General features: G+C 63.4%; 13 protein-coding genes and 1 riboswitch. Of the genes, 8 read left to right on the top strand and 5 right to left on the bottom strand.

Going from position 1 to position 15,843, the window contains the following annotated elements; all coding sequences use genetic code 11:
* Positions 1-30 precede the first annotated feature (30 nt).
* Complete coding sequence (locus M2335_RS00065; RefSeq protein WP_264593399.1) at positions 31-1,350, top strand: hypothetical protein; 1,320 nt, start codon at positions 31-33, stop codon at positions 1,348-1,350.
* 72 nt (positions 1,351-1,422) lie between these two features.
* On the opposite strand, the gene M2335_RS00060 is transcribed toward M2335_RS00065, so the two are convergent.
* The 4 genes from M2335_RS00060 to glpD all read right to left on the bottom strand — a co-directional run bounded on the left by M2335_RS00060 (position 1,423) and on the right by glpD (position 6,251).
* Positions 1,423-2,211: a DeoR/GlpR family DNA-binding transcription regulator gene (locus M2335_RS00060; protein ID WP_181560822.1), complete on the bottom strand. Its 789-nt coding sequence runs from the start codon at positions 2,209-2,211 to the stop codon at positions 1,423-1,425.
* 130 nt (positions 2,212-2,341) lie between these two features.
* A complete protein-coding gene (gene glpK, locus M2335_RS00055) occupies positions 2,342-3,829 on the bottom strand; it encodes a glycerol kinase GlpK (protein ID WP_264593398.1) in 1,488 nt (495 codons plus the stop codon).
* Between the two features lie 39 nt (positions 3,830-3,868).
* A complete protein-coding gene (locus tag M2335_RS00050) occupies positions 3,869-4,705 on the bottom strand; it encodes an MIP/aquaporin family protein (RefSeq protein ID WP_264593397.1) in 837 nt (278 codons plus the stop codon).
* Between the two features lie 28 nt (positions 4,706-4,733).
* Positions 4,734-6,251 (bottom strand): glycerol-3-phosphate dehydrogenase, encoded by a 1,518-nt coding sequence (gene glpD / locus M2335_RS00045; RefSeq protein WP_264593396.1) that lies wholly within the window; start codon positions 6,249-6,251, stop codon positions 4,734-4,736.
* Between the two features lie 294 nt (positions 6,252-6,545).
* On the opposite strand from glpD, the gene M2335_RS00040 reads away from it, so the two are divergent.
* The 7 genes from M2335_RS00040 to M2335_RS00010 all read left to right on the top strand — a co-directional run bounded on the left by M2335_RS00040 (position 6,546) and on the right by M2335_RS00010 (position 14,484).
* Complete coding sequence (locus M2335_RS00040; protein ID WP_181561543.1) at positions 6,546-6,746, top strand: hypothetical protein; 201 nt, start codon at positions 6,546-6,548, stop codon at positions 6,744-6,746.
* A complete protein-coding gene (locus M2335_RS00035; protein ID WP_264593395.1) occupies positions 6,746-7,828 on the top strand; it encodes an FAD-dependent monooxygenase in 1,083 nt (360 codons plus the stop codon). The genes M2335_RS00040 and M2335_RS00035 overlap by 1 nt, the downstream gene beginning before the upstream one ends.
* A 483-nt stretch (positions 7,829-8,311) precedes the next feature.
* Positions 8,312-8,388, top strand: a riboswitch (cyclic di-GMP riboswitch).
* Positions 8,389-8,659: 271 nt separating this feature from the next.
* On the top strand, positions 8,660-9,181 hold the full coding sequence (locus M2335_RS00030) for a DUF4402 domain-containing protein (RefSeq protein ID WP_264593394.1): 522 nt from the start codon (positions 8,660-8,662) through the stop codon (positions 9,179-9,181).
* Positions 9,182-9,200: 19 nt separating this feature from the next.
* Positions 9,201-9,773, top strand: a complete 573-nt coding sequence (locus M2335_RS00025) for a hypothetical protein (protein ID WP_264593393.1) — start codon at positions 9,201-9,203, stop codon at positions 9,771-9,773.
* A complete protein-coding gene (locus M2335_RS00020; protein WP_264593392.1) occupies positions 9,766-10,755 on the top strand; it encodes a hypothetical protein in 990 nt (329 codons plus the stop codon). Before M2335_RS00025 ends, M2335_RS00020 begins: the two co-directional genes overlap by 8 nt.
* Before the next feature lie 16 nt (positions 10,756-10,771).
* Positions 10,772-13,423 carry a hypothetical protein gene (locus M2335_RS00015; RefSeq protein ID WP_264593391.1) on the top strand — a complete coding sequence of 884 codons (2,652 nt, stop codon included), beginning with the start codon at positions 10,772-10,774 and terminating at the stop codon, positions 13,421-13,423.
* Positions 13,420-14,484, top strand: a complete 1,065-nt coding sequence (locus M2335_RS00010; protein WP_264593390.1) for a DUF4402 domain-containing protein — start codon at positions 13,420-13,422, stop codon at positions 14,482-14,484. The genes M2335_RS00015 and M2335_RS00010 overlap by 4 nt, the downstream gene beginning before the upstream one ends.
* 61 nt (positions 14,485-14,545) lie before the next feature.
* Here M2335_RS00010 and M2335_RS00005 read toward each other — a convergent pair.
* Positions 14,546-15,843: amidohydrolase family protein (locus tag M2335_RS00005; RefSeq protein WP_264593389.1), on the bottom strand; the 1,298-nt coding region annotated here is incomplete at its 5' end.

Here is a 15,843-nt window from a genome sequence, read left to right as displayed (position 1 = left end):
AGGAACACATCGATGCAGAGCAGGCGTGATATGCTTCAGGCTTCTGTCGGGCTGGCGGGCGTCGCCGTCTGGGCTGGCGGAGCGCCGGCCTCGGCTGCATCCGCTCCGGCACCCACCGGCGCCGCGCCTTTTGTGTCTCCGCTGCAAAAGCAGCTGCGCGAAGACATGGAGACCTACGCATCGTTCGGGAGCAAGGTCTCGGGCTCGCCGGGCGATCTTGCCACCGCAGCGTGGATCGGCAAGCGCCTCGCGACGGCCGGCTTCAAGGTCGATGAGGTCAAGTTCCCCATTCCCACATTCGAGCCGGCGGTGACGGAGTTGCGCGCCGGGGACAAGCGGGTCGCGGTGGCCGCGCAGCCGGTCGTCGTCCCCACGCCGGCGAAGGGCGTTACCGCACCGGCCGTTCTGGTCCGCGATGCGTTCGAGGCGCAGGGCGTCGCCGGGAAGATCGCCATCGTCGTCCTGCCTTATGGTCGCCACGCGGCGATTTTCTCGGGCGAGGTCAAGCCGATGCTGGATCGGGTCATCCCCAATAAGCCGGCCGCGATCGTCATCGTGACGACCGGGCCGACCGGCAGCATCGTGGCGCTCAACACCCGGCTGAAGCCCATCGCCGACGTGCCCATCGCGCTGATGGCGCCGCGCGACCTGCCGATCATCGCCGAGGCCGTTGCCGCGCGCCGACCCCTGACCCTCATTCTCACCGGGAAAAGCGCGACCGGCCACAGCAGCAATATCATCGCGCGACGCGAGGCAGGCCCCAAGTGGCTGGCTTTCTCCACGCCTCGCTCGGGCTGGGGCGTCAGCGTCGGCGAGCGGGCGCCCGGTACTGCCGTCTTTCTGGAGCTGTGTCGCTGGGCCGCGATCCGCTATCCCGACCATTCGCTCTTCGCCATCAACGCCGGTGGGCATGAGCTCGATTTCGCCGGCACGCATTACTCCCTCTCCGAGGGGCCGCCGGCCGCCCAGACACAAATCTGGACCCATCTGGGCGCCGGGCTCGCCACCCGCGATGCCTATGAGGTGCTGAGCCGCAATCACCAGCTTCTCTCCTGCGCCGATCCGCAGCGCGTCCTCATGACCTCACCGGGCTTGATGGCAGAGACCACTGAGGCGTTTCGCGGGCTTGCGGGTTATGAGCGGCCGATCGAAGTCGTCGGTGGCGCGGGTGAGCTGTCTTCGATCATCGACCGGGGCTATGTGAACGCCTTCGCCGGCCTTGGCATCCATCGCTGGTGCCATGTCGAGGACGATACGATCGACAAGGTCGATGCCGCGCTGCTCGAGCCGGTTGTGGAAGCCCATCGCGCCGTGGTCGAAGCGGCCGTCGCGCGGGCAGTGAGGGGTTAGGCGGCAGCTTGAGCCCCTCCTCTTGAGAGGAAGGGAGTCACTTCGCGCCCTGAACACCCATGGTGCTGCGCCTTATTCTGTCGTGGCGCTTTCGGGCATTGCGTTGACGACCTCGACATTATGCTCGGCGCAGACTGCGGCGAGTTCCGGACTGTCGAGATAGTCGGTCACGAGAATATCGACGGCGCTGATGTGGCCGATGCGGACCGGCGCGCTGCGGGTGAGCTTGCTGCTGTCCGCGACGAGGATGACGGAGCGCGAGTTTTCGACGATGGCGTGCGAGACCTGCACCTCGTTCAGGTCGAAATCCAGCAACGAGCCATCCTCATCGATGGCGGACGCGCCGATGACCGCGAAATCGACCTTGAAGTTCCGGATGAAATCGACGGCGGTAGGGCCGACCGCCGCCCGATCGGCATGACGTACCCGTCCGCCGACGACGATCAGGTCGATTGCGCTATTTCGGCAGAGGATATCGACCACGTTCAGATTGTTGGTGAGAACCATCAGATTGCTGCGGCCGGCGAGCGCCCGCGCGACTTCCTCGGTCGTGGTGCCGATGTTGATGAACAGGGAGGCGCCATCGGGAATGCGGGCCGCAGCCTCCTTGCCGATCGCCTTTTTTTCGGCCACGGACAGGCGGCGGCGGGCCTCATATTCCAGATTCTCGACGCCCGAGCCTAGAATGGCGCCGCCATGAACGCGCGACAGATAACCGCGCTCGCACAGATCGTTGAGATCCTTTCGAATGGTCTGGGGCGTCACATTCATGCGGCCGACGAGATCCTCGACCGTCACCTTGCCATTGCGGCGCGCCAGATCCAGGATCTGGCGGTGGCGGGTGTTGGATGCGCTCGTCATGCCGGCGTTCTGACGCTTCGATCCTTGAGTTGCAAGCGTCCTTGCATCCGGGCGCGCGGCATCATGGGCAGGCTGTAATGGCTGGGCGGCCGGCCCTTCTTGCGATGGAGCAGCGGTGGGAAAGCGCGGCTCAGGAAATGGCGCGTTCGACCGCCTTGCGCCAACCATCGACGGCGGCCGATCGGGTCGTTTCTGGCATCTTCGGCTCGAAGCGCCGTTCGCGGGTCCAGATCCGGTCGAGATCATCCAGACCGCTCCAGACGCCGGTCGCCAACCCGGCCATGAACGCCGCGCCCAGTGCCGTCGTCTCGACAATTGCGGGCCGCTCGACCGGCGCGACCAGGACGTCGGAGAGGAACTGGCAGAGCCAGTCGTTGACAGCCATGCCGCCATCGACACGCAGGGCGGTTTCGCCTTCGCCGACATCGGCCTTCATGGCGTCGATCAGGTCCATGGTCTGATAGGCGACGGATTCCAGCGCGGCGCGGGCCAGGTGCGCGTCCGTCGCATCCAGCGTGAGGCCGCAGATCAGCCCCCGCGCGTGCGGATCCCAATATGGCGCGCCCAGGCCGACAAAGGCGGGCACCATATAGACGCCATGACTGTCCGGCACGCGGGTGGCCATGCCGTCCGTTTCCGAGGCATGGGTGATGATCTTGAGCCCGTCGCGCAGCCATTTGACCGCCGCGCCGGCGACGAAGATCGAGCCTTCCAGCGCATAGGTCGTCGTTCCGGCCAAGCGATAGGCCGGGGTGGTTAGCATGCGCGTCTTCGAGAGCACGGGCTCCGTGCCGATGTTCATGAGCGCGAAGCAGCCTGTGCCATAGGTTGATTTCGCCATGCCGGTGCGGAAGCAGCCCTGACCGAAGAGCGCGGACTGCTGATCGCCGATCATCCCCGCGACCGGGATGGCCTTGCCGAGAATGTCGGCATCGCATTGGCCGAAGATGCAGCTATTGTCCCGAACCTCCGATAGCATCGCGGCGGGCACGCGGAAGAGGCTGAGCAATTCGTCGTCCCAGGCCTGGTCCATGATGTTGAACAGCAGCGTGCGGCCTGCATTGGTGGGGTCGGTTGCATGGACTGCGCCGCCCGTCAGCCGCCAGAGCAGGAAGCTGTCGATCGTACCGAACGCCAGTTCGCCGCGCTCGGCGGCAGCGCGGGCGCCCGCGACATTGTCCAATATCCACGCGGCCTTGGTCGCCGAGAAATAGGGGTCGATCAGCAGCCCGGTCTTGGCGGTGACCATCTCTTCGGCGCCGCTGTCCTTCAGCCGCGCGCATTCATCGGCGGTCCGCCGGTCCTGCCAGACGATCGCGTTGTGAATGGGCTTGCCGGTCGCCCGATCCCACACCACGACGGTCTCCCGCTGGTTGGTGATGCCGATCGCGGCGACATCCGCGACATCGACACCGGCCTTGGCCACCACATCCCGCATCATGGCGACGGTGTCGGTCCAGATGTCCTCGGGATCATGCTCCACCCAGCCGAGATTGGGATAATGCTGCTTGAATTCGCGCTGCGTCGTGGCGACCGGATTGGCGGCGGCATCGAACAGGATGCACCGCGTCGAAGTCGTGCCCTGGTCGATCGCGAGAATATAAGGTGGCTGGGCCATGATTGCTCTCCTGTGGTCGCCGGCTGCGCGGCGCGATTGTCAGTTGGCCGCGTCTGCCTCGGCGGGGATCGTCTCCTGCAGGGCGCGCTTGTGGCGTGCGGGCAGGAACGGCCGGATCAGCCAATGATAGACGCTGGCGCCCAGCACGCCGCCGCAGAACGGGCCGGCGATGGGCACCCACCAATAATTGCCCGGCCCCGGGAAAGCGGATTCGCCCCAGCCCGCCAGATAGCCGAAAATGCGGGGACCAAGATCACGCGCGGGGTTGATCGGCCACCCTTCCAGATATCCCGCGCCGCCGCCGATCATGGCGACCAGCAGGCCGATGATGAGCGCGCTCGAATTGGCCTCGGGCGCCTGCGTGTTATATTCCTCGGTGATCGCGAAGATGCCGAGCAGCAGGAAGCCGGTCAGCACGATCTCGTTGAAGAACGCCCGGATCGGCGTGATGTGCGCCCCCGGTGCGGTGAAGAATACACCCGCACCGCCACCGGCCGCCCGCTCCACGCCCTGCGTCGCGTTGAACGCGTCGATCACCGGTGAGAACATCATGTAGACCACGACAGCCCCCAGAAATGCGCCGAAGATCTGCGCCAGCCAGAATGGCACGACCTTGCGCGCGGGGAAGCCGCGATAGATCATGAGCGCGAGGGTCACCGCCGGGTTGGCGTGCGTGCCGGAGACCGCGCCGGTCACATAGATGGCGATGGTGACGGCAAGACCCCAGGTGATGCACACCCCGAAATAGGCTGTGCTGTAAGGGCTTGGATCATAAAGAAAGTACATCGCGGCGGCAGAACAGCCGATGGTGATGATGATGAACACTGCAATGCATTCGGAGATCAGTTCTCCAATAAATGCCTTCCCCGGTGACATTGGCCCCTCCACGTTTATCGATTGTCATTTATCCGACGGCGTTGACGTCCAGCCTCGCATGATCCGCGAGATAGGCTTCCAGCACCGCCACCTCTTCCCTGCGCATATGCAGGCCAAGTTTCGATCGACGCCAGACAATATCGTCGACCGAGCCTGCCCATTCATGCGCGAGAAGATAATCCACTTCGGCTTGCGTGAGCCCGGCGCCGAAATGCTGCCCGAGGTCCTCCGCCGTCTTCACGTCCGCGAGCAGCTTGAAGATGCGTGAGCCATAGCTCTCCGCCAGGCGGCGGATGGTGGTTTCGCTCAGAAATCCGACCTTTTCCCGCAGGTCGGCAATGAGGCCATCCAGCCCTCGCGCGTCCAGGTCGCCGCCGGGCAGCGGAGCGGTGGCTGTCCAGGCCGGTCGCAGGCTCGGGAGGTGCCGGGCGAGCTTGTCCATCACCTCTTCGGCCAGCGCGCGGTGGGTGGTGATCTTGCCGCCGAAAACGCTCATCACCGGCGCCGCGCCCCCGGCATGATCCAGCGAGAGGACGTAGTCGCGACTGATCTCCGAGGCGTTGGTCGTCGCGTCGTCATAGAGCGGGCGCACGCCAGCGAAACTCCACATCACATCCTGCGGCGTGATCTGCGTGGCGAACCAACGGTTGACGGAGTCGCAGAGATAAGCCGTTTCGGCCGCATCGATCTTCACGACGTCCGGCGCGCCCTGCCACTCCACATCCGTCGTGCCAATCAGCGTGAAGTCGTTTTCATAAGGAATGGCAAAGACGATCCGCTTGTCCGGATTCTGCAGGATATAGGCGTGGTCGCCCTCGTACAGCTTGCGGGTGACGATGTGGCTGCCCTTGATCAGCCGCAATGTGCCCGCGCCCGCAACGCCGGCCCGCTCGGGCAGGAAGTCAGCGGCCCAGGAGCCGGTGGCATTGACGAGCACATGCGCCGTCACGGAGAACGGCGTGCCGTCAGTGCCCTGCAAGGAGACGCGCCAGCCATGCTGATCCCTTTGTGCGGCGAGGCATTTTGTGTGGGTGAGGACCGTCGCGCCATGCTCGGCAGCATCCTGCGCGTTGGCGACGACGAGGCGGCTGTCGTCGCCCCAGCAATCGGCATAGACATAGCCGCGGCCAAACCGAGATTGAATGGCGCTGCCATAGCCATCCCCGGCCAGCCTGATCGCCCGCGAGTGGGGCAGGCTGCTGCGCCCGCCCAGCCGATCATAAAGGAACAGGCCGATGCGCATCATCCACATGGGGCGCATGCCGCGATCATGGGGCAAAACGAACTCGAGCGGGCGGATGAGGTGCGGCGCCGCACGCATGAGCCGTTCCCGCTCCGCCAGGGCCTTGGCGACCAGCCGGAACTCATATTGCTCGAGATAGCGCAGCCCGCCATGAATGAGCTTGGTGCTGGCCGAGGAGGTGTGCGCGGCGAGATCGTCCTGCTCGACGAGCATGACACGCGCGCCACGGCCCGCCGCATCGCGCGCAATCGCAGCGCCGTTTATGCCTCCCCCAACGACCAGAACATCATACTCAATAGCCATGAAGCGACTTTCGCAGCACTAACTAACGAAAGTCAAATGCTTTCGTATCTTTCGTTATTCTGAGATGGATAGATGGTCGGGCGCCGGCGCGAGCGAATTTCGCTCGCAAGACTATATTGGCTAGCGAGTTTCCCGTTAGCTTAGCCGGACGACGGGGTCGGCGCGAGATACGGGACCTATCAGCGCACGGAAAAGCGAAATTTCAAACGAACCCCGTCGGATGTACCCGCGCGGCGTCGGCAGGCCATCAATATCACTGGACCGAAGCACGCCGTGATGGCTATCGGCTGGGCCATGAGTGTCATCGCAACCATCATGAATTCGGCCACCGGCCAGCCCGTTCAGAAAATGACCTTCGGTCGCATGCCCAAGCCCTGGGCCAGCTTTAATCTGGAAAGCGGCGAGCTGGTGACGATCGATCGCGTCCAGGTCGGCAAACCAGCGCCCGGCAAGTTCGTTGCGCCTGTCGAGGTCTGGGTCACGCCGAAAAGCTGATGTCGGCAAGCCCGGAGCGGATGAGCGACATTCTGATCGTCGGCGGCTCGCTCGCCGGCCTCATGACCGGCCTCGCACTGTCGCGGCATGGCTTCTCGATCACGCTGCTGGAGCGCTCGACCGATACCGACCGGACCGGGGCCGCGCTGCAGGTCGGCTATGGCTTGCTCGAGCAATTGACCGGGCGCCCTCATGCCGCCGGCGCGCTCGCGACGGGCGTCCAGGCATGGCAATCGGTCTATCGCGGTCTGCGCGCAGCGGCGGACGAGGCCGGCATTGTGGTCCTGCAGAACGCCCGCGTCGAAGCGACGGGAGAGACGGAGGGACGGGCCTGGGCAAGGACCGCCGATGGCCGGCGGTTCGACGGCACGGTGCTGGTCGGCGCGGACGGCTATCAGAGCGTTGTGCGGCGGCAGGTCAGTCCGGAGCGCCCGAATGCGGTCTTCGCGGAGTATCTGGCCTGGGTCGGCTTTGCCGAAGAGTCGGCGCTGTCTGTCCGCTATCCGCCCAGTCTGGAGTTTCTCGAGGCCGGGCCCTATGTGCTTCTCGGCTTTCCGCTGACCGCCGCCGATGGCAGTCCGGAGCGCGGCCGCCGCCGGGTCGGCTGGGGCTGGTACGACGCCGGACATAACGCAATCCTGCGCAGAACAGGGGCAGTCGAGGGCGCGCTGGTGCGGCATTCGCTACGCCCGAACGACATGCCGGATGCGCTGTTCGATGAGCTGGCCGCACTGGCGCGCCGGCACTGGCCATCGCCCTGGCGCGACGCGATCTTGGAATGTATCGCCCGCAAAGCGGTGCTCGGCACACCGGTCGTGGAATATTGTCCCGACCGGCTCGTCGCCGGCCGCATGTGTCTGGTTGGCGACGCCGCCCATGTCTGCACGCCGATGACGGGCAATGGCTTTGCAACCGCCGCGCAAGATGCTCTCACCCTCGCGCGCTGCCTCGACCCGGCGGCCTTGCGCACCGACCCGAATGCCGCGCTCGCGCGATATGAAGCGTCCCGGCTACCCGAGGTGCGCAGACTGGCCCGGTCTGGCCAGCAGATCAGCCAGAATTTCGTGCGCTCTGCCGGTTGAGGCGGTTGCTCTCCGGCATTGCGCCGACATCCTGAGGCCGCACCCCACCCCGCAAACGCTCAAACGAGGACCGACGCTTGGCCGCGTCGCGCGCTCCACGCCCTGACAAGCGAAGCGATGGGAGAGGAGCCCAAGCGGCGTTTTTCGCGGGACGGGCCTTGGCATTTAGCCCGGATGTGTAATTCGTCGGGATGATAGCGACTGCAACGAAATACATCCTCATGGAATTCGGTTTGGCGCGAGCTAACCGCATCGTCGGTTCGCTTCAGTCCGCGAAGTTCTTGGCGTGTTGCTTAGGCTCTGATGATCCAAACCTCGCGTTTATTTCATTGAAAACAAACGCGCTCCTAATTGGGCTACTCGATCTGCGGTTCAACATGAGAGTAGTCGCACAATTCTCCATCTGGTCGTTCACCACATAAGCGTTGACTGCGTAGCGTATAATAGTTAAATCAAAATTTACCTAATAGCGCCCGAGATTCTCGGTCGAAACGGCAAACCATCGGCGACGATGGGACGCAAAGCCTCCGGTCCCTCACAGGGATAGCGGGGTTACCGAAACGGAGAACTATTGTGGACCTGTCGTCCTCGCGCCTTCCAGATCCTTTACGCCCTCGTCGGGCGACGGCCCGTCTTTGGCGACGGTCAGCAAGCACCAGTACCGATCATCACGTGATCCAGTCGCTTGCGACTGGCTCGCCAGATGCACGCGCTTGCAATCCAAAGCTCCGCGAAACGCAGTCGCCCGAGGGACTCTAAGGTAGGCGGAGTCTAATATTTTCCGTTTAAATTCATGTGCATATCAAGAAAGAGAAAGACATCGTCATGTTCGTGAACTTGAAGTCTATCGCGACAATTGCGCTTCTGGGCTCCATCCCGGCGGCAAGCTACGCTCAGTCCTCAGCATCTGTGTCGACCACGGGTACAGCCCGGATTGTTCAGCCGATTTCGATCGCAAAAACCAGCGACCTTGCGTTCGGCACGATCGTGAAACCCTCGGTAGCAGGGACCAACACGGTCACTGTCGATGCCTCGACGGGCAACCGCAGCCTGTCTGGTTCCGGCGACGCCGTTGCCGCTGGCGGCACGACGTCACGCGCAGCCTATACGGTCTCAGGTGAAGGGGGGCAGACTTTCTCGATCTCGGTGCCCGCCAGCTTCTCCATGACCGGTACGCCCGGCGGCACGATCACCGTCACGCTGACGCCGAGTGCCGCAACGGGCACATTGTCCAGCTCCATCGGCACAGCTGGCACAGCGACCTTCGGCGTCGGCGGTAGCTTCTCCCTGCCCAATACGCAGGCCTCTGGCAATTACTCGGGCAGCTTCACGGCGACCGTCGCCTACAACTGACCTGTGACAGGAGCGTCTCGTGACGGTCTCATCATCCATCCGGATGGGAGCGCGCCTGTTGCGGGCGACCGCTCCTGCGCTGGGAGCGCTGTGCCTTTGCGCGGCGCTTCCAGCCTCACAGGTGAACGCGGCTGAAGCGACCGCGAAAGGCCAGGTTTCGATCGTGGAGCCGGCTTCGATCACGCAATCGGCGAAGGACATTGTCCTGCAGCCGGTGCTGGTTCTTCAGTCGAGCCTCCGGGTCATGATCTTGTCGCCAGGGCCGCAGTCAAACGAGAGCGACCAAAACGCCGGGCTTTCCATGGCCGCTCCTATTCAAATCGCCGGGGGCAGCAACCAGACGTTTTCTCTCCTGGTCTCGCAAGCATTCGTCCAGCCAGGCACAGGGGGTTCGCTCAGGGTACCGATTGCGACGCTGAGCGATGATAATTTCCCGCCCTTTGAAGCCGGTCCCTCGGGGTTCGAGGATGTCCTCATGGGCCGGCTGAGCGGCGATGGGCTTCTGTCTGTTCCGCCGTTTCTTTTGAAAGCGCTACGCGAAAGCTATGGGTCCGACGGCGGGCCTTTGCTGGTCCTGGCGCAATATGAATGAGCTGGAGACGCCGGTGATGACTCTGCCAGGCGTCGTGAAGCGTGTCACGCGATCTGCGAACCAACGCAAGAGCATCGCTATCGCTATCGCGTTGGTCGCTGGCGCCTTCCCATCCGCTTTTTGCACTTCCTCTTCTGCCCAGCCTGCGGCGACAGAGCAGGCCGGCGGAAGCGCCAGCCTCAACATCAATCCAAAGCGGATCACCTTTGATAGGCTGGGGCGGACGGCGAGCATATTCCTCTTCAACCAGGGCACCGCCGCAGGGGTTTATGACATAAGCTTTGTCGACCGGGTCATGTTGCCCACCGGCCAGATCCGCCCAACGGATGAAGCAGACGGCGCGCCGGAGGTGAGAGACCTCAGTGCCAAGCTTCAATCCGCGCGTTCCATGATGCTGGTGACGCCCAGGCGCGTGCTGCTCAAGCCGGGGACGGGGCAGACAATCCGACTTCGTGCAGGTGGCACCGGCGACTGGCCCGCCGGCGAATATCGCACGCATCTGACGGTGACTGCGGTGCCGCCACCTGACACGGGCCTAACCGCCGATCAGGCTGCAAATGCGGAACCGGGCGCTGTTTCGTTCCGCATCGCATCTGTTCTGGGCATTTCCATCCCTGTGATCGTGCGCATCGGCACGCCCCAGGTTGAGGCCGCGATCGAAAACACACGGTTTACGATGGAGAGTCCTGGTCCGGGGTCTGAGCTGAACAGCCCTACGCCAGTCGTCACTTTTGACCTTGTGAGGCGTGGGCCGAATTCCCTTTTCGGCGATGTCGAAATCCGGAAGGCGAAGGCCCGCCGTGAGGACGAGCCGTTGGGTGTCGTGCGCGGGATCGGTGTCTATCCTGAGATAGAGCGGCGACAGGTAAAGATCGCTTTGCGCTCTCATCCGCAGCGAGGCGAGCAAATCAGCGTTGTGTTCACCGACCAAGACACAGCTCCGGGGAAGATACTTGCGCAGAGCCAGATCTCCTTGCCGTAGCCTGTGGATTGGACTGATGCTCATGATCGCCACTGCTCAGCCTACTCATCTTTGGGCGGACAGCGGCGAACTGGCCGCTGACGATAATCAACTTTTGCTGCTTGAGGTTGTCCTTGACCGGGCATCTTTATCGGATGCGCTTCCCGCACTTCTGGTGGGCGACGATATCGTTCTCATCCCCGTCGGCGCGCTGACGCGCCTTCTCGATCTGGATGTTCAGGTTTCACCGGCAGATGGGAGATTGACGGGGCAGGTGGGTCAGGCTCGCCAGTCCATCTTCCTTGATATTGCGTTGGGTGAGGCGCGGGCGGGCACTGCGCGCATCATACTGAAGCCGGGTGACGCGCTGCAAGAGAGCGGAGACATCTACCTGACCGTTTCCCTGATGGAACGGCTGCTCCCGGTTCGAATGACATTGGATGTGTCGGAATTGAAGCTCAATCTCGAGGCTCGAGAAAAGCTGCCCGTGCAGATGCGGGCTGAGCGGATGGCGCAGGGAGAGGGCATCGCGCATTCTGGCGCTGTCCTGGAGCCGGTTCTTTCGGTGGCGGCGCCAGCTGGCATGCTGTCTTTTCCCGCCTTCGATGTAACCATGGATTTGGGCTCCGATACGCGGGGGCAACCCTTTCAAAGGCGGTTCGACGTGCGGGCTTCGGCCGCACTCTTGAACGCCGGGTTTCAAGGTTATCTCGCCTCCGACGATCGTGGGAAGCCAGCTCTGGCGCGGTTGCTTCTTGAGCGGCGTGAGCCGAAGGGCGGCTTGCTGGGCCCCCTGCGGGCGACCAGCGCTTCCTTGGGCGACACATTCCTGCCGGCCCTCGCACTAGGCCCCAGAAGTGTTGCCGCGCGTGGCTTTGCGTTTTCAACCCGGCCTTTGGAGCAGGCGAGCATCTTCGAACGTGTCGATATTCGCGGCGAGCTCGCGCGTGGGCATGACGTCCAGATCTATGTGAACGACATCCTGAGCGGTGCGCAGTCGACGGCGGTCGAAGGACGCTATGAATTCGACGATGTCCCCCTGGTTCGTGGCCTCAACGTCATCCGGATTGTGGATTATGGCCCCAATGGCAGCCGCACTGAGACCACCCGGGTCATTTCCGTCGGCAGTGGACAGGCCGCTCCCGGAGAACTGATTATCGACTTTGGCATTGGCGAGCAGGGCAAGACCCTCGTTGGCTTTGAGGGCACGCAGGAGCCATCCGTGGGCGCTGGGCGGCTCGTGGGTACGCTGAATGTGCTGTACGGCTTTTCCGAGCGCTGGACAGGCGTGGTCGGTCTGGCGCGCTATTCGCCCACGCAGGATGCCGCGCGCTTCCTCCTCTCGGCCGGCGTGCGAGGTTCGGTATTCGGCTTGGCTGTTCAGGGCGATGCAGCGCGAGACAGTCTGAGCGGATCTGCTGCTGCCGTGGGCATCGCGGGCAAGCCGTTCGGGATCGCATCGACGATACGACGCGCCGAATTCCGAAATGGCTTTATCGATGAAGCCGCCCCCCATGGTGGTGACGGGCGCGCTCTGCGATCTGGAACCGAAGCAACTTTCGACTTTGGCCTGAAGACCGGAAACCGCTCGATCATTCCGGTGGCCTTGCGGATCGGTCAAGACGCCTATGTGGACGGACAGAGCGCCGTCTATGGGACATTGAGCATGTCGCTTCCGATTGCCCGTGCGCTGGTCTCTGCCAGCTGGGATTATAACCGCGTGACCGGACCAGGGGCTCAGAACCGATTGACCGGAAATGTCTCGGCTTCTTTCAATCCGGGCTATGAATGGCAAGTTCGGGGCGGCTTTGACTATGATGTGCAGCCCTCTCTTCAGGCCCGATCCTTCAACCTGGCAGTCGACCGAAGCGTGGGAGAAGGCTCCTCCCTGCGGCTCGCGGCCGGACAATCATTTGTAACGACCTGGGATACGACGGCGGAAGCGGGATTGAGTGTCCGCTTGCCGATAGCCGATCTTACCTTCAGCGCGGATTATTCCAGACCCCGAGGGGACTGGAGCGTCGGCATCCAGCTAAGCTTCAGTCTGGCCCCCAATCCATTGAGCGGGCGCTATGCTGTGCGGCGCTCCGGGGCGGCATCGGGTGGGAATCTGGCGTTCGAAAGTTTCTTCGATTCCAATGGCAATGGCCGACGAGATCCGGGCGAATTGCCTGTATCCGGGCTCAGACTGAAAGGCGGGACTAGGGAGGAGATCACCGACGCGAACGGCCGAGCGCTGGTGACCGGCCTGGGATATGGCCCCTCCGCCCGAGTCACGATTGGGTTGGATGATGTGGATTTGCCCTATGTCGCCGTTCCGCCCCAGATTGTGGAATTTGCGCCCGTCCGGGGCAAGGTGGCGGTGCTGGCTTATCCGTTCAAGCCGGTAGGGGAAGCGCTTGTTCATATCGTCTTGCGGCAACCGACTGGCAAGCTTGTTGGCCTGTCGTCCGTGCGCGCTGCGCTTGTGGGCAAGGATGGTATGCGGAAGGAGGCGGTTTCCGAGTTCGACGGCAGCATTTATTTCGAGAGCCTGCCTCCCGGCGCCTATGATCTGCAACTCGATCCCGATCAGGCCGGGCGGCTGGGCATGGCGATGGCCGCGCCGGTTTCCGTCATTATTCCGGAAGCGGGAGGCATGGCGCAGGACGCGAACGCGACCGTCATTTTCGAAGGGACAAGGCATTGAGGCATGCGACCGCATCTGGGGCCGCGCGCAGCGACTTGCCCAACCCGCAGCCGGCGCCGGCGCGGCGGCTGCACACGCTGGCAGCGATCTGTGCGGCAATGCTCTCGCTCGCGCTTCCGCAAGGGCCGGCATTGGCCCAGTCTTTCACAGTCAACACTATCACAACGAACACGCCGAACTTCGGCAATGTGGCGGCGGCGGCGAGCGGCAATACCGACTTCGCCATGACGACGAGCGGGGCGGTTTCCTCGGCGGCGGGCAGCGGCGGAAATATCGCCTCGGGGACCAAGTCGGCCGCGACCGTTACCATCCGGTGCTCGGGCGGCAGCGCGTGCACGAGCGCGACGGCGCTCGTCCGCCTCTTTTCGCTGACGACGATCAGTGGCCGGGCTCAGGCAGTCAAAAACTTCATTGTGGCTTCCGGCACTGGAACGGTGGGCGCTGTCACCACGAATCCCGATGGCTCGATCACCTTTCCCCTGACCGGCTTCTCCTCAACGAGCAGCCGCACCTTCCTCGTTGGAATGACCCTGCCGATTCTTGGCGATAATGCCTCTACCAGTACGAGCGCGTCAGCCTCATGGGGCGTGGGCGTCGCGAAATCGCCGACAGTCCCCTCCGCATCCTCGCTTTCCCGAAACGCAATCGCGACCATTCGCAAGTCGCTGACCCTCACCAAGAGCAGCGATCTGGCGTTCGGCGCGATCCGGCCGCCTGCGAGCGGTAGCGGCACTGTCTCGATCAGCAACGTGAATGGCGCCCGTTCCATCGGAACGGGAAGCCCCGTCCTGCTTCCCGGCCTCACCAGTGGTCGCGCGCAGTTTTCCATTGGCGGACAGGCAAGCACGGCGATCACGGTCACGACGCCGGGCAGCCTGACAATGAGCGGGAGCGGAGGAGGCACGCTCAGCGTCACACTTTCACCATCCGCCAGCGGCGCACAAACACTGAATACATCGGGCTCCCTCACATTGGGCGTAGGGGGCACTCTCACGGTGCCGAGTAGCGCCGCCTCGGGAGATTACGCCGGCAGCTTTGCCGTTACGGTGAGCTATAATTGACGAGCGTCCAGTTGCGCCTCGGAAGCTGCCGCAGGGCTCGCTTGAACCAGCATCGGTGTATCTATTCGCAGCAATAGTAGCGCCCTATGGCCGACTTTGCCTGCGCGATGTCTCGCTCAGACGCCGGTGACCGGGCGAAGGCATCTCGCGCTTCCTCGACGAGCCGCGCTTCTAGTGCGCGCAGATCGATCCTGGTGCATTGCCCTCCCTGAACGACGGGGCGACCGCCGATGAGCAGACATTCGACATGCTCGGCTCTGGCCCGTCCGAGCGCAAGGCGGACAGGATCGGGATCAGGCATGACGCAATCGGCGGCCAGAACGTCGAAGCGAAGGATTAAAAGATCCGCATCCTGGCCCGCTGCGACCGCATGGGCGGGCGTCGCAGCAGTGCCGAGGATGGACTGCCTCCCCCAGTCGAAAACGCCTTTCAGGATTTTGCCGGGGTCCCGGCCCATGCCCCACTTCGTCTCGCGAGCGCCCACATGCCATGCCAGCCTCAGCTCCCGTAGCATATCCTCGTCGTCGTCCAGAGCCATGCCATCCAGCCCGAACGCGACACGCACGCCAGCATCGAGCAGACGGCCGATCTGAGGCATGCCCGACCGGAGACGCAGATTGGAGGAAAGGTTGACGCTCACGATGACGCCGCGTTCGGCGAGTAGCGCGATGTCGCGATCATCGAGCCAGATTGCATGTGCGACAGTGAGCTGCTCATTGAGCAGGCCCAGGGTGTCTAGCCAGCTCACGACACCCCCCGGACAATTGGCCCGCGACCAATCCCGTTGAAGCTCGGTTTCCAACATATGGGTGTGCACCCGTCGTCCGTCCGCTGCTGATGCACGCGCGATCGCCTCGAGCGTCTCGGGTTTTGTCCATTGCGGCGCCACCGGATGGTACTGAAGCGTGAAATAGTCGTGCTCGAGTGCCTTGGCTTGCTCGAACCATGAGAAATTCGTGGCACAATCCCGCATTCCATCAGCGGACGCGAGAATTCCCGCGCGCTGTTCTTCAGGATAGAAAGCGGCGAGACGGCCCAGATCGCCGTAGACTTGGGGGTTTCTGTCAAAGAATGGCCAGCCAAACCCGACACGGATTCCCACATCGCGCGCGGCCCGCGACACAGCCTCCGCCTCAGCGAGCAAGGCGCGCCCGTCCTGCGTATTGTGGCAATGGTTGACGGCGGCGACACCGCTCAACGCAATCCTGCCGAGCGCCACGACAGCGTTGAGCCAGGGATCGACCCGTGGGTGGCGGCGCAGGTCGGGCAACCAGCTTTCCAGAGATTGATCGGGCGCGCCAAAGGCGAGGGTCCGAAGGCCTCTGCCATGATCATGCGCGTTGGACAGTGCCGGCATGA

Origin of the sequence: Sphingobium sp. B12D2B, from assembly GCF_025961775.1 — a bacterium.
Lineage (GTDB): Bacteria > Pseudomonadota > Alphaproteobacteria > Sphingomonadales > Sphingomonadaceae > Sphingobium.
This window is presented reverse-complemented; position numbering and strand designations above follow the sequence as displayed.

Coding starts and splice junctions, on each gene's coding strand:
- M2335_RS00065 (WP_264593399.1), top strand. CDS start 31: ATGCTTCAGGCTTCTGTCGGGCTGGCGGGCGTCGCCGTCTGGGCTGGC.
- M2335_RS00060 (WP_181560822.1), bottom strand. CDS start 2,211: ATGACGAGCGCATCCAACACCCGCCACCGCCAGATCCTGGATCTGGCG.
- glpK (WP_264593398.1), bottom strand. CDS start 3,829: ATGGCCCAGCCACCTTATATTCTCGCGATCGACCAGGGCACGACTTCG.
- M2335_RS00050 (WP_264593397.1), bottom strand. CDS start 4,705: ATGTCACCGGGGAAGGCATTTATTGGAGAACTGATCTCCGAATGCATT.
- glpD (WP_264593396.1), bottom strand. CDS start 6,251: ATGGCTATTGAGTATGATGTTCTGGTCGTTGGGGGAGGCATAAACGGC.
- M2335_RS00040 (WP_181561543.1), top strand. CDS start 6,546: ATGAGTGTCATCGCAACCATCATGAATTCGGCCACCGGCCAGCCCGTT.
- M2335_RS00035 (WP_264593395.1), top strand. CDS start 6,746: ATGTCGGCAAGCCCGGAGCGGATGAGCGACATTCTGATCGTCGGCGGC.
- M2335_RS00020 (WP_264593392.1), top strand. CDS start 9,766: ATGAATGAGCTGGAGACGCCGGTGATGACTCTGCCAGGCGTCGTGAAG.
- M2335_RS00015 (WP_264593391.1), top strand. CDS start 10,772: ATGCTCATGATCGCCACTGCTCAGCCTACTCATCTTTGGGCGGACAGC.